This is a genomic window from Ruegeria sp. N10, from assembly GCF_056531545.1.
The window spans coordinates 97,589-111,579 of sequence record NZ_JBQFLY010000006.1 but is presented as its reverse complement, the minus strand read 5'-3'; the positions used below and the strand labels follow the sequence as shown (position 1 = coordinate 111,579).

Annotated in this window: 13 protein-coding genes; 4 read left to right on the top strand and 9 right to left on the bottom strand. The window is 58.8% G+C overall.

What is annotated here, in order from left to right:
• Nucleotides 1–3: 3 nt before the first annotated feature.
• Together ACR0JI_RS10520 and ACR0JI_RS10515 are read right to left on the bottom strand one after the other, a co-directional pair.
• Complete coding sequence (locus ACR0JI_RS10520; protein WP_480474999.1) at nucleotides 4–1,050, bottom strand: MBL fold metallo-hydrolase; 1,047 nt, start codon at nucleotides 1,048–1,050, stop codon at nucleotides 4–6.
• Nucleotides 1,050–2,753, bottom strand: a complete 1,704-nt coding sequence (locus ACR0JI_RS10515; protein WP_480494345.1) for an acyl-CoA dehydrogenase — start codon at nucleotides 2,751–2,753, stop codon at nucleotides 1,050–1,052. The genes ACR0JI_RS10520 and ACR0JI_RS10515 overlap by 1 nt, the downstream gene beginning before the upstream one ends.
• 138 nt (nucleotides 2,754–2,891) lie before the next feature.
• On the opposite strand from ACR0JI_RS10515, the gene ACR0JI_RS10510 reads away from it, so the two are divergent.
• The gene (locus tag ACR0JI_RS10510) at nucleotides 2,892–3,842 is read left to right on the top strand and encodes an L-threonylcarbamoyladenylate synthase (RefSeq protein WP_480494347.1); all 951 of its coding nucleotides are present in this window, start codon (nucleotides 2,892–2,894) and stop codon (nucleotides 3,840–3,842) included.
• Here ACR0JI_RS10510 and ACR0JI_RS10505 read toward each other — a convergent pair whose 3' ends face one another.
• The gene (locus ACR0JI_RS10505) at nucleotides 3,843–4,397 is read right to left on the bottom strand and encodes a YqgE/AlgH family protein (protein ID WP_480474992.1); all 555 of its coding nucleotides are present in this window, start codon (nucleotides 4,395–4,397) and stop codon (nucleotides 3,843–3,845) included.
• A 157-nt stretch (nucleotides 4,398–4,554) separates the two neighbouring features.
• Between ACR0JI_RS10505 and ACR0JI_RS10500 the strand changes: the two genes are divergently transcribed.
• Both ACR0JI_RS10500 and ACR0JI_RS10495 read left to right on the top strand, forming a co-directional pair.
• Entirely contained in the window at nucleotides 4,555–5,355 is an 801-nt protein-coding gene (locus ACR0JI_RS10500) for a protein-disulfide reductase DsbD domain-containing protein (RefSeq protein WP_480474990.1), read from the top strand.
• A gap of 4 nt (nucleotides 5,356–5,359) precedes the next feature.
• Entirely contained in the window at nucleotides 5,360–5,779 is a 420-nt protein-coding gene (locus ACR0JI_RS10495) for an NUDIX hydrolase (RefSeq protein ID WP_480494349.1), read from the top strand.
• Here the strand turns inward: ACR0JI_RS10495 and ACR0JI_RS10490 are convergent.
• The 6 genes from ACR0JI_RS10490 to ACR0JI_RS10465 all read right to left on the bottom strand — a co-directional run bounded on the left by ACR0JI_RS10490 (nucleotide 5,776) and on the right by ACR0JI_RS10465 (nucleotide 13,267).
• Nucleotides 5,776–9,177 (bottom strand): efflux RND transporter permease subunit, encoded by a 3,402-nt coding sequence (locus ACR0JI_RS10490; protein WP_480474986.1) that lies wholly within the window; start codon nucleotides 9,175–9,177, stop codon nucleotides 5,776–5,778. The genes ACR0JI_RS10495 and ACR0JI_RS10490 overlap by 4 nt on opposite strands.
• Before the next feature lie 5 nt (nucleotides 9,178–9,182).
• Complete coding sequence (locus ACR0JI_RS10485) at nucleotides 9,183–10,631, bottom strand: efflux RND transporter periplasmic adaptor subunit (RefSeq protein ID WP_480494458.1); 1,449 nt, start codon at nucleotides 10,629–10,631, stop codon at nucleotides 9,183–9,185.
• Nucleotides 10,632–10,737: 106 nt separating this feature from the next.
• Complete coding sequence (gene moaB, locus ACR0JI_RS10480; RefSeq protein ID WP_480494351.1) at nucleotides 10,738–11,280, bottom strand: molybdenum cofactor biosynthesis protein B; 543 nt, start codon at nucleotides 11,278–11,280, stop codon at nucleotides 10,738–10,740.
• Nucleotides 11,281–11,286: 6 nt separating this feature from the next.
• Complete coding sequence (locus ACR0JI_RS10475; protein WP_480494353.1) at nucleotides 11,287–11,907, bottom strand: LysE family translocator; 621 nt, start codon at nucleotides 11,905–11,907, stop codon at nucleotides 11,287–11,289.
• Nucleotides 11,904–12,503 (bottom strand): metallophosphoesterase family protein, encoded by a 600-nt coding sequence (locus ACR0JI_RS10470; RefSeq protein ID WP_480494354.1) that lies wholly within the window; start codon nucleotides 12,501–12,503, stop codon nucleotides 11,904–11,906. The genes ACR0JI_RS10475 and ACR0JI_RS10470 overlap by 4 nt, the downstream gene beginning before the upstream one ends.
• Nucleotides 12,500–13,267: a uracil-DNA glycosylase gene (locus ACR0JI_RS10465; protein ID WP_480494357.1), complete on the bottom strand. Its 768-nt coding sequence runs from the start codon at nucleotides 13,265–13,267 to the stop codon at nucleotides 12,500–12,502. Before ACR0JI_RS10465 ends, ACR0JI_RS10470 begins: the two co-directional genes overlap by 4 nt.
• An 83-nt stretch (nucleotides 13,268–13,350) precedes the next feature.
• Here ACR0JI_RS10465 and ACR0JI_RS10460 point away from each other — a divergent pair, with 83 nt between their 5' ends.
• Nucleotides 13,351–13,965, top strand: a complete 615-nt coding sequence (locus tag ACR0JI_RS10460; RefSeq protein ID WP_480494359.1) for a scavenger receptor class F, member 2 — start codon at nucleotides 13,351–13,353, stop codon at nucleotides 13,963–13,965.
• Nucleotides 13,966–13,991: the final 26 nt, after the last annotated feature.

Here is a 13,991-nt window from a genome sequence, read left to right as displayed (position 1 = left end):
CGTCTACCCTTTGCGCTGATACAGCCATGCCCCATCCGCGCGTTGCGTCCGGGTTACTGCACCAATGTGGTAGAGGTGATTTACATGTGCAACCGCCTCAACCAGCGCAAGGCCATACTCACCCTCTTGGATTGTACGTTTGAACAGCGGCATAAAGCAGTCAGCGGCAGATTTGGGCTGATCCAGATGATCCAGCAACCGTTCCAGCGCGCCATGGTGGTTGTCAATCAACTGCTTCATGCGCAACGGCAGACCGGTGAAGGGCAATTTGTGCCCGCCTAAAACCAGATGATCGGGACGGGCGAGTACCTGAAGCCTCTCACAGGCCTCCATCCATCCTGACACCGGATCTGCCATGGGTTCGGTCGCATAGACACCCAGATTGGGACTGATTGAACTAAGGATCTGATCACCGCTGAGTACCAGATTGTCATCGCGGCTCCAGAAGGTGGCGTGTTCCGGCGCATGGCCATTGCCCATATGAACGTCCCAGTCACGTCCACCCATACGGATCACGTCACCCTGCTTGATCCCGGTAAAACCCAGCGGCATGGGATAGACCGTGTCGGCAAAATTAAAGGGCCGGTCCGCCATCCGTTTGTTCAGAACTTCGGATGCCATCCCCGCGCTGCGATAGAATTCCAGCGTTTCTTGCGGCCAGGTTTCCTGCACATCCAGCGTCAGCATCCGCGCAAACAGCCACGAGGTGCGGCTTGTCACCAGCTCGGCGCCGTGTTCCGTCTGAAACCATCCGGCATTGCCAACATGGTCGGGATGATGGTGAGTCACCACCACCCTCCTGATCGGCTTGCCTGCAAGCGGCCCGGCCATCAACGCTTCCAAGATGCGCCGCGTCTTGTTCGAGGACAGCCCTGTATCGATCACTGTCCAGCTGTCGCCATCGTCCAGAGCGTAGATGTTTACATGGTCCAGCGCCATCGGCAGGGGCAGGCGCATCCAGAGAACACCTTGGGCAATCTCGGTGGCTGCGCCCTGCGCGGGCGGTTCAGCCCACGGATATCTGATCCCCAAGACGTGATCCCCATCCATCAGGCCGCAAACTCGTCCGTGCTCAGCGCGAAAAGGTCATTCGCCCCGTTCTGCGCCCGCGCCAAAAGGCCCGAATGTTCGGGCAACAGGGTGTTGATATAATATCGCGCCAGTTTCGCCCGCGGTCCCTCTGGGTCGGCAAGGGCTGCGGTCAGGTGATAATGCCCGCCCAGCACCCGGGCAAAAGCCTGCAAATAAGCAACGGCGCCTGCAAAGCGGTTATTCAAATCATCCTGTGCCACCAGCCATTCTGTCGCCTCGCGCAGTGTTTCGGTGGCTTCCCAGACCGGACCCGCCAGATCAGGCAGCGTTGCACGGGCGCGTTCGGCCTGGTCTTCGATCTCATCCAGCAGGTTCGAAGCAGCCTCGCCCCCGTCCATCATCTTCCGCGCAACAAGGTCCATCGCCTGAATACCGTTGGTGCCCTCGTAGATCGCGGTGACACGCGCATCGCGATAGAACTGTGCCGCGCCGGTTTCCTCAATATACCCCATGCCACCATGCACCTGGACCCCGGTTTCAGCCACACGCATCCCGGTCTGAGTACCAAACGCCTTGCTGATCGGCGTCAACAGCGCGGCCCGCGCAGCCCAATCGGCGTCACCAGTGGCCTCTGCCATATCGATCGCAACCGCATTGGCCAACAGGATCGCGCGCGCGGCATAAACATCAGCACGCATATCCAAAAGCATGCGGCGCACATCCGCATGATCGATGATCGTCCCGGACGGCGTTTTGCCTTGTTTCCGTTCCAGGGCATAGGCCAACGCGTGCTGGTATGCTCCTTCGGCCACGCCCACGCCCTGTCCGCCCACACCAAGACGCGCATTGTTCATCATGGTAAACATGGCAGCCATACCGCCATGTTCGGCACCCACCAGCCAGCCTTTGGCTCTGTCATATTGCATCACGCAGGTGGGCGATCCGTGCAAACCCATCTTGTGTTCCAGCGAAACCACTTTCAAATCATTGGCCACGCCCGGATCACCATTTTCATCAGGCAAGAATTTGGGGACAAGGAATAACGAGATCCCTTTGGTGCCGGGCACCCCATCGGGAAGGCGGGCCAGCACCAGATGGCAGACATTCTCGGTGAAATCGGTATCGCCCCACGAGATGAAGATCTTTTGACCGGTGATCGAATATGTCCCGTCACCGTTCGGCTCAGCCTTCGCAGAAAGCGCGCCAACATCCGATCCGGCCTGAGCTTCGGTCAGGTTCATGGTGCCCGACCATTCCCCCGTCATCATCTTAGGCAGATACAGCGCTTTCAATTCGTCGCTGGCGTGATGCTCCAACGCCTCGATCTGGCCCTGAGACATAAGCGGCGCAAGTTGAAGCGACAGGCAAGCGGCACTCATCATCTCGTTGACCGCCGTGGTGATGGTCATAGGCAGCCCCATCCCCCCGTATTCAGGATTGCCACTGATCCCGATCCAGCCACCTTCGGCAATTGCCTTCCAGCCGTCCGCATATCCCGGAGAAGTTCGCAGCACGCCATTTTCAAGTCGTGCAGGTTCCAGATCACCGGGGCGCTGCAGAGGGGCCATCACCTCTTCGCACATTTTTCCAGCTTCGGTCAGGATCGCATTGACCACATCCCCGCTGGCATCAGCAAATTTATCCGTCGCAGCGACCTGGTCGAACCCGACCACATGGTCCAGCAGGAACTGGTAATCTGAAATTGGGGTGCGATAGGGCATGATCACTCTCGAAGGCTAACAATTCAGAACATATCGGCAGGCTTGGAATTGTGGGCAAGCGCCGGTAAGCGTATGAGCTTGGATCAATTACCTACTGTCCCTTATGTTTCAAGCAACCAAAACGCGGCGTCACCAGTTATGATCTCAACCGGCACTCAGGAATTGACGGCGGATCCCGGCGGTATCGCGCGGGCTGCAGATATGTTGCGACAGGGCCTTCTGGTCGCCTTCCCGACCGAGACCGTCTATGGCCTGGGCGGCGATGCACGCAACGGGCAGGCGGTGGCGTCGATCTACGAGGCCAAGGGGCGGCCCAGTTTCAATCCCCTGATCGCACATGTCGCATCGGTCGCCGCGGCGCAACGGTATGTGCTATGGTCAAATCAGGCCGAGCATCTGGCGCAGGCCTTTTGGCCCGGTCCGCTTACCTTGGTTTTGCCCTTGCGCGAAGGGCACGGGATTTCTTCGCTAGTGACGGCAGGTTTGGACACGCTGGCCGTGCGCGTTCCGGCACATCCGACAGCGCACGCGCTGCTGGCCGAATTTGATGGCCCGGTTGCTGCGCCATCTGCAAACCCGTCGGGTCAGATCAGTCCGACCAAGGCAAGTCATGTCTGGTCAGGTCTTGGCGGCAAGATCGCGGCTGTTCTGGATGACGGGCCGTGCGGTGTCGGGCTTGAATCCACCATCATCGGCCTGGCTGGGGAACCTGCACTTTTGCGTCCAGGTGGCATCGCGCTGGAGCAGGTCGAAGAGACGCTGAAAATGCGTCTGCATTTGCATCAATCCGGTGATCTTCTGACCGCCCCCGGCCAGTTGCAATCACACTATGCGCCGGACGCTCCGGTCCGTTTGAATGCCAAAACCCGTCAGGGTGACGAGGTGTTGCTGGGATTTGGACAGGTTGAGTGCGACCTGAACTTGTCCGCCATTGGCGACCTGACCGAAGCGGCGGCAAATCTGTTTGCGTTTCTGCATCAACTGAACGAAACCGGGCGACCGATTGCCGTTTCTCCGATCCCAGGCACGGCATTGGGGGCGGCAATCAATGACCGGCTGCGGCGCGCTGCAGCACCTCGCGACAGCTGATCAGGCCCGCCCTGCGCTGGCAGAAAGGGTCAGCGGGTCCACGCCCAAAGTAGCCAACGCTGCCTCCCATTTCGCATCATCGGGCACATCGAAAACAAGCTTGGGTGTCGCGTCAGTGGTCAGCCAACCGTTCATGGCAATTTCATCCTCAAGCTGACCGGGCCCCCAGCCGGAATAACCCAGCGCCAGCATCGAGTTCAGCGGCCCGCTGCCTGATGCCAAATCCTCGAGCACATCAAGTGTCGCCGTCATGCTGAAGTCCTCAGAAATCTGCATTGAATGCAGGTTGGCCTCGTAATCGGCGCTGTGAAGGACAAAGCCGCGCGACATCTCGACCGGCCCACCGAAATGCACAAGGCGCTCTCCGACAATCGGAATACGGCAGGCGATGTTCAGTTGACCCAGCAAGGTCTTTATCCGCAGGTCCGAGGGCTTGTTCACAATCAAACCCATGGCTCCATCGTCGCCGTGGCTGCACACATACACCACCGAATGGTCGAATCGCGGATCCCCCATACCGGGCATCGCAATCAACAGTTTTCCGGTCAGGTCCATGGGCCGCCATCTCTTTCTCAGAACACCTCAACAATGGCCCCGCAGCATGTCTATTGGCAAGAGAACAACAGGTATTTTGGCGGATTTCATCCCAGTGAACAGAACGTGACTTGGAATCCGGGCCAACGCCGCGCATTTAAGAGGGATGAAGATGTCGATGAAACACACTGCTGTCGCCGCACTCGCTTGCCTGCATCTGGCCGCCCCGGTTGCCGCTCAGGGTCTGGACGGCGTGGTTCAGCTGGATGTTCTGGATGGCGGACGGACTGCAAACGGCACTTATCTTACCGCCTTGAAGGTGACGCTTGAGGATGGTTGGAAAACCTACTGGCGTGCGCCCGGAGATGCTGGCATCCCGCCGGAAATCAACTGGAAACGCTCAAGCAATGTCGGGCGTGTTGAGATCACATGGCCTGCCCCCGATGTCTTCGATCAAAACGGGTTGCAGTCGATTGGTTACAAGAACCAACTGGTTCTTCCGATTGAGATTACGCCGCGCAACCCTGCCAAGCCGGTCCGATTGCAGGGCGAAATGGATTTGGGCGTTTGCAAAGACGTTTGTATTCCGGAACGTCTGGGCTTTGACCACACGCTCGACGCCAATGCCGGGCGCCATCCCGCGATTGCCGCGGCACTGGCGCAACGTCCCTATTCCGCGCAGGAAGCTCGCGTGTCCAGTGCCACGTGTCGTCTGACGCCAACGAAAGATGGTATGCGTATCGAAGCACGAGTGACCATGCCATCGGCAGGTGGTCATGAAGTTGCTGTGATCGAACCCGGCAATCCCACCCTCTGGGCTTCGCAGCCGGTTGCGCAACGGCAGGGCGATACGTTGGTGGCCGAGGCCGAGATTATCAATGCATCGGGTACACCCTTTGCGCTGGATCGGTCTGAAATCCGGATTACAGTTCTGGGCGCCAATCACGCAGTTGATATTCAGGGTTGCAGCGCAGGCTGAATTCATGACCCAATCGCCAAAAATCGGTGCCCTGGCCGTTGTTCTGCATCAGGATCAGGTTCTTCTGGTTCAGCGCAGCAATCAGCCCGACGCCGGGCTGTGGGGGTTTCCCGGTGGCCGTGTCGAATGGGGTGAAACCGTATTGGAAGCGGCGCAACGCGAATTGCTGGAAGAAACCTCGGTGATCGCGCAACCGTCACATTATCTGAACAATCTGGACCTTCTGCGCCGAACCCCAGATGGGCTGGTCGTGTCCCATTACCTGCTGGTCGGGGTCGCATGTCAGTATCGCTCGGGCACGCCGAGGGCCGGTGACGACGCACTTGATGCCCGGTGGTTTCCCATCGATCAGATACGCCAGGGCAACCTGCCCATGAGCGCGCGGGTCATTGAGCTTTTGGAATATGCCTTGCTTGCGGTTTAAGTACCTGCCGATTTCGTGAGGCGACCATAGAGTATACCTGAGGCAGCAATGCTTAGAATCACAATCGGTACAGCGCCGGCAACAAACGCGCCCAGCCCCATTTTCAATGCGGCAATGCCATCATCACCGGGATAAAGGCTTTGTAGCATGGCAAGCGGTGCACCGTTGACAGCGGGCCAGATCATCGTCAAGGCAAACCAGATCCCAAGTATCACGCCGGTTCCGGCCAACGCGCCACGAACAACCTTGTCAGGGGCCCGTGCAGCACGGCGCATGGCTGTCATCGGACGTGCCACGTCATTAAGAATTCCCAGCAAGGCAGGTACAAGAACCAACACCAGCAACATTCCGAAACCAAGCCCGTAGACCAGTGTGATTACAGTCGGTTTCAAGAATTGCGCCTGTTGAGAGCCTTCATATAGTAAGGGCGCAAGGCCAAGAACCGTCGTCAGCGTGGTCAGCATGACAGGTCGCAACCTGTCCGCCGTGCCATCCAGAATTGACGGAATCAACCCGCGATCCTGCTGGTATGCGTCGATCGTGGTCACCAAAACGATCGAGTCGTTGATAATGATCCCTGTCATGCCCAGCAGCCCGACAACCGTGAACATGCTCAGCGGCACCTCCCAGATGTAGTGGCCCCAAATCGCCCCAACCAGGCCAAAGGGAATAATCGCCATAACCACAAGGGGTCGTGTCCAGCTGGCAAAAACCCAGGCCAGTACAAGATAAATACCGGTCAGGCAAAGGATCAAACCGTTGCGGGCCTCGGACAGGAATTCGTTTTCCTGTTCGCTCAGACCCGACATGCGCCACTCAACCTGCTTTTCGGCCGCGATATTGGGAAGGATCTCGTCCTGCATCACGCGTTCAATTTCGGCGGCCCGTGCCGGATCGTCTTCCGAAATATCGCCTGTTACCGAAACCACCCTCAGGCCGTTTTCACGCCGGACCGTCGAAAACCCGGACTTGCGCTCGACCGAAACGATATCAGCCAGCGGTACATAGACCCCATCAGGAGAACGCATCAGAGTTCGTTCCAGAAAATCTGCTGTCAGTTCACCTTCGGGCAGTTCGACACGGATCTCGGCGCTGCGCGGCCCGTCGGGGAAGGTTGCGGCCTCAATCCCGTTCAAACGGTTGCGCAAAGCCCGCCCCAGCGTTTCGATCCGAAAGCCCAGCGCCTGACCCTGTGCCGTCAGGTCAAGAAGAAACTCTTCCTTGTCATATGCCAAAGTGTCCTCAAGCGCCGAAACTTCAGGAAACTTCGACAGCGCAGTTTGCAGATCTTCAGATGCGGCTTTCAGGACATTTACGTCTGAGCCATAAAATTGCACATCGATTGCATCGCCGCCGGGGCCGGACCGCCAACCGCGGAAGCTGATCACTTCGACCTTGGGGTGACGCGGTACGAAATCCTGTAGCTCGCCCACAAACTCAAAACTCGAATATGGGCGCAGATCGGCGTCGATCAATTCAATCGAAATACCCCCTAACACTCTGCCGCCCTTGCCGTCAGCCGCAGCAAGCGCACGCCCGGCATTGCCACCAACTTCAGCCAGGACATAGTCAATTGGATTTCGGCCATGACGCTCTTCGTAGATCCGGCCCAGTTCGTTGGTTGCATCCTGTAGAATGCGCATCATCTCAAGTGTATCTGACCGGGTCGACCCTTCGCGCATAATAAACCCGCCGCTGACCGAACTGCGTTCAGGTGCGTTGAAGAACCGCCAGTTCACGTCGCCACGAATGAACAATGCGACCTGACTGGCCAGGATGGCGATCATCAGCGCGGCCACCACATAACGCGCCCAGATCACCCAGGCGATAAGCGGGCGGAACAAGTGATCCCGAACCCAACGAAAGCCACGATTGACGACGCGGTTCGGCAGATCGTACCAGTGTTCCTTGGCCGAATGCGCAATTGCATGCGCCATGTGATTGGGCAGGATCAGGAAGCATTCCACCAGCGATGCAACCAGAACTGCGATCACCGTGAAAGGGATATCGCGGATCAGCTCTCCGAAACGTCCTCCAACCAAGGTCAGGCCGAAAAACGCAATCACCGTCGTTACCGTGGCGGCCAGAACCGGCATTGCCATTCGACGCGCGGCGCGCTCTGCGGCTTCCACTGGTGTCTCGCCCAATCGGCGGGAGCGAAAATCAGCGTGCTCCCCCACGACAATGGCATCATCTACAACGATCCCCAACGTAATGATCAGACCAAACAGTGAAACCATGTTCAGCGACAGACCGCCCAGATACATCAGTGCAATCGCCGCCGACATCGCCACCGGAATGCCCGCAGCAACCCAAAACGCAATGCGCGCATTGAGAAATAGGAACAACAAGATGACAACAAGCCCCAGCCCCATCAGCCCGTTATCCACGAGGATGTTCAACCGGTCGGTAATTGCTTGCGCCCGGGTGCGGATCAGATCAATTTTCACACCTTCAGGCAGGCTGGCCTGCATCTCGCGGGCAACGTCCTCGACCGTGTGCTGAATACCTATCGCATCGCCCAGGTTCGACCGGTCCACTCTGATCGACATGGCGGGATTGTCGCCCACATAATAGCTGCGGTCGCGGGTGACGCCTTCTACCCAAATTCTGGCAATGTCACCAACCTTCAGTTTCGACCCATCTTCGTTCGTCCGCAGCGCGATGCCTTCGATCTGTTCCGGCGTGCGTTTCTCAGTTCCCGCCCGGACACGAGCACCCGCGCCTTCGACATTGCCAGCGGGGTCCGTATTGACTTCGGCACCTATCGCTGCCGCGATTTCGGCCATCGTTATATCGTTTGCGATTAACTGAGCGGTGGTGACCTCGACAACGATGCGCGGTGCGGCAATACCCCGGATTGTCGTGCGGGTCACACCTGATGCGAATAAACGATTGATAAGCTCATCCGTCAGCTTAGCCAGCTGAGCAGTATCGGTCGGCCCCGTGATCACCACATCCGTCACCCGATCACGCCACGCACCACGTTGAATCTTGGGCTCCTCAGCGTCTTCCGGCAGATCTGTGACAGCGTCTACGGCGGTCCGGACTTCCTCAACAGCGCGGGACACATCCCAGTTGGGTTCGAATTCCAGCCTGATACGGGTCCAGCCCGGATGCGAGGAAGCCTCGGTACTGGTCACCCCTTCGACGGCCAGCAGCGCAGGTTCCAGCAACTGCACTATCCCGGCGTCCATGTCCTCGGGCCCGGCACCATCCCAGGTTACGGATACATCGACGCGTTCCAGAATGACGTCCGGAAAGAACTGTGCACGCATGTTCGGGATTGCCGCCGCGCCAAGAACCAGCATGACAAGCAACAGCAGGTTGGCAACTGTCCGATGCCGCGTGAAATAACTGAGAAGGCCACCCGCCGCGCCAGGTATCTCGCGCATCATGGCGTTTATCCCCCAGCCCTGGTTTCAATACTGCGCACCAAAGATGTCGGCACTCGAGCTTCGCGCAGCCGGGTTAGAACCTTCGTCTTTTCCTTCGGTGGCATCGCACTGTTCGCCTCGACTTGAGCTACAAGTTCGGCGCGTTTCTCGTCCGTCAGCTCGACCATTCCGGGGTCTGCACCCGCCTCAAGCCGCAGGGGCCGAACACGCACGCCCGACCCAAGCAGGGGGGTTCGTCCGACGACGACCTCACGCCCTTCCAACCCGTCGCCCCGCAGCAGAACTTCATCCCCCTGGCGGCGGATGAGCTGAACCGGCAGACTTTCCAATCGGTCATCAGGGCCAAGAACCAGAACTGTTCCGGATGCATCAAGGACCGAAGACGGCAGTCGGTAAACTCCGGCAAGGGGCTGTTCCTGAACTGAAACCGTAACGAAATCTCCAGGTTTAAACCCCGATGCCTCTTGCAGGCGGGCATAGATCAACCGCCCGGTCTGGCCTTCACCGGCAGACCCGCTATCGCGGCTAATCTGGCCAATTGCGGTCAGATCGGTCCCTGTGACTTCAAGAGATATGGTGACCGGCGCATTGATCAGACGATCGCCGCCATCCAGAAGCCGCACATATTGCGCGGTCGACACCCGAAACGCCACCTCTAAGTCGTTGGGATCAACCAGTTCAGCAAGCTTTTCATTTGCAGATACCAGCCGCCCTTCCACAAGCGTAACATCCGTTAAAGTGCCGCCAAAGCCCGCCCGGATTGTCATGTCGCCCAGATCGCGCTCCGCAGCTTCCAGTGCTATCATGGCTCGGGCAAACAGGGTTGATGCCTGATCCACACGGGATTCAGCCTGTGCCAGCGCAATACGCCGCGCCAGAACGGCCTGTTGCGATGATGCTGCGGCCAGTTCGGCCTCTTCCACGCTGGCGGCGGCCCCCACGCCCCGTGATTCCAGATCCCGTTGGCGTTGCAACGCCCTTTCCCGCAGTTCCGCCTGAGCCTCGGCCGATTTCAGCTCGTCCTGCGCCAGCAGCAACGAGCGTTCTGCATCTCGCTCTTCAAATTGGGCGTCCAAGAGATCGGACTTTGCCCGATCCAGCGCAGATTGCGCATCTGCCGGATCCAGTTCGACCAGCACTTCGCCAGCCTCAACAATTCCACCATCTTCAAAGTCTTCTGCCAGCGCGACAACGCGACCTCCAAGCGCCGCACGCAGCTCCAGCCTGCGGCGGCTTTGAACCTCTCCGAAAGCTTCAAGATATGGGGTGACGGTTTCCGCCTCGGCAGGCCGAACCGCAACAGCAAAGATCCTTTCTCGCGAGGGCGGTGTCGCGTTATCGTGCGTCAAAGCCTCCTGAACGGCCCCCACGATCATCTGCACGGCAACGAACAACAAAGCCAGCGCCAGAAACGCCAGAAAAATACCGACAAGACTATGCCGCAGAAATCGCATCAATCAGTTACCCCGGTTGCACCACGCTGCCGTCCACAACATGTAGCTGGATCAGGAAATATGCCAAGCCACAAGGCGGTTATACGGAATGGAACGTATGACCAGTCTACTTCCGTCGCAGATGTTCGTCCAATCTGGGCATTATTTCCACAAAATTGCACGGGCGATGGCGATAATCGAACTGTTTTTCCAAAATACCGTCCCACGCGTCCTTGCAGGCCCCCGGGCTGCCGGGCAAGGCGAACAGGTATGTCCCCCCCGCAACGCCCCCCGTCGCCCGCGACTGCACCGCCGAAGTTCCGATCTTCTCCATCGAGATGATCGTGAAGACAGTGCCAAAGGCTTCGATCTCTTTTTCATAGACATCGCGGTGCGCCTCGACGGTGACATCGCGCCCAGTCAGACCCGTGCCGCCGGTCGAAATCACGACGTCGATCTGTTCGTCCGCCACCCACGCGCGTAACTGCTCTGCGATCTGTTTGCGCTCGTCCCGAATTATTCTCCGATCCGCGACGACATGGCCAGCCTTTTCAATCCGGTCCACCAATGTCTGACCCGAGCGGTCCTCTTTCATCGATCTGGTATCCGAAACAGTCAGTACGGCGATCTTAACCGGGATGAACTCCATGGTTTCGTCAATGCGCGACATGTGGTGTCAGGCCCTTTCCAGAATGGCAAGCCGGACCGCAAGGGCCGCAAAAATGCCCCCTGTAATCCAGCCCAGAATACGTGAGGCGCGCGGATTCGAGACCAGATGGCGCCCCGCGCTTCCGGCGAAAACACCAACCAGCCCGTTCACGACGAACCCACCGATGCCGATGATTGTGCCGAAGATCAAAAACTGCATCAGGACCGACCCCTGCGACGGGTCCACAAATTGCGGGATAAAGGCCAGAACGAACAGAATAACCTTGGGGTTCGTCAGATTGACAAGCATCCCATCCCGAAAGGACAACCGGGCCGGTTTGACGGGGGCCTCGGCCGACACTGCGCCATTTCGAACAGCACCCCAGGCAAGATACAACAGGTATGCAACACCAACCCAGCGAATGACATCGAACAGCCATGGCAAGGCCGCAACCGCCGCGCCGAGGCCCAGCCCAGCCAGAAGGACCTGTATCATTCCACCCGCGGAAATCCCGGCACTTGCGGCAATTGCGGCGCGCGGACCTGATCGCAGGCCCTGACCGAAACAGAACATCATATCCGCGCCCGGTGTCAGGTTCAGCGCCAGCGCGGCGGGAATGAAGGCAAGCAGCGTTACCAACTCAATCATACGGCGACCTCGAACCAGTTTACCTTGGGACCAAGGTTGGCGATACGGGTTCGGCCGATCGAGCCGCGATATCCCCAGCTGTCGTGAATATGGCCGCAAAACGTGAAACGGGGCTGTATCCGCTCGATCGCGTTCCGAACAGCGATCGAGCCCACAGCCATGCCTTGCGAGGTCACATCCCCATGGCCCTTGGGCGGTGAGTGCGAAATCAGGATATCTGCTCCGCTGCAGCGCGCCAGCAGTTCGGCGGCCTCACCCTCGGTCAGATCACAGGACCAATCACCAAACGGTGTGGGTGGAACACCGTAGCCAAGCCCGAACAGGCGCAATCCATCCACCGTCATTCCCGTTCCATGCAGAACATGCACACCCTCGGGCACAGCTTTGCCCAGATCCTCTGCGCTTTCTGCATTCCCGGGTATCAGGACCAGCGGCGCTGAAACGCCCGAAAGCATTTGCATCGCCTCATCCAGACCCTGCCGCATATTGCAATAATCCCCTGCGCCGATAACCAGGTCGGCATCAGCGCTGGCCGCCACCAGATCAGCGGCGCGGTTGCGCGCCATATGAAGATCGGAAAACGCCAAGACCTTCATGACTCACCTCGCAGCCGGGCTTGCAACTCCAGCAGGTCAGCCCAGGCCTGCCGCTTCATTTGCGGCTGGCGCAGCAAATAAGCTGGATGAAACATCGGGATCACGGGCAGGTCCATCGCCTGATCCCATTGGCCGCGCAATCGGGTAATCCCGCGCTTGCCCAGAACGGCCTGACAGCTGATATTGCCCATCACCACCAGAACCTCGGGCCGGGCCAGCGCCACGTGACGTTCCAGGAAGGGCTTCATCATCCCGATTTCTTCGGGCTTTGGGTCACGGTTCTGTGGGGGCCGCCATGGCAGCACGTTTGTGATATAGACGTTCTGCCTGCGATCCAGATCAATCGCGGCCAACATGCGATCCAGCAACTGGCCCGCGCGCCCGACAAAGGGCTTGCCCTCGCGGTCTTCGTCGCGGCCCGGCGCCTCACCGATGATCATCACCCGCGCACCGGGCGTTCCATCAGCAAAAACCAACTGCCGCGCCCCGCGCTTCAGCTCGCAGTGATCAAAAGCCTCCATCGCATCGCGCAGCTGATCCAGTGACCCCGCCCCCTTGGCCGCTGCTTGCGCAACCGTTACCGGGTCGGTCTGCCTGGGCTTTGACGGGATGGCTGCCGCAACCTCTGCCTTCTTGGGCTTTGGTGACGTGTCCGGCACCGAATATCGATCAACCGGAGCGTCCCCGATTGCCTCGGTCACGCCCAGTTCGACCTGCCATTCCAGCAAGGCCCGTGCAGAGTAATAGTCCAAGCCCGATTCCATATGGATAATTTACCCGCCTGAGGGCTGATGGAAAGCGAATTGGGCTTGATCGGTCGCTCTGTCGCGCCGACCATCAGGGCACGATGCTCAGAACCTTGCGAATCCTCCTGATCGGGCTTGGGCTGGTGCTTACCGGCAATCCGGCATTGGCGACGTTCCACAATGCACAGGGCCAGTGCCGTGCGGGCCAGTTCAAATGCGGCACCACCTGCTGTTCCGGCGGTCAAAGATGCAGCTTTGATGGGCACTGCATACCGCTGGGCGGCACCTATTGCGGTGGCGGGCGCAGCTGCGGCCCGTTTGAACGCTGCGTAGCGGGAGGAGCGCGTTGTGCACCCGCAGGCGTGAACAAATGCACATCGCGTCTGGATTGCCCCGGTGACAGTTTTTGCAATGGGCGCGGCGAATGTGAACGGATCACACCAGATCCGGGTACAGCCCCTCCTACGATATGCAAGGATGGCCGAACTTGTGCGCGAGGCTCGTTCTGTCTGCCGGGTGGGGGTTGTTCCCGTCCGGGATGGTTCCTGTGCGAAGAAACAGGCTCGCAGTGCCGTCCGGGATTCAAATGCTCGGACCATCAGGGTTGCGTGCCGATCAAAGCCATCGACTGCGGATACGGCAAATGGTGCAAACCGGGTGAACAATGTCTGCCCGAAGGCGGCTGCGAAAAACTGCCAGAGGGTTCTGATCCTTAGGTTGCTTTGCACCGCGTGGCTTTCTA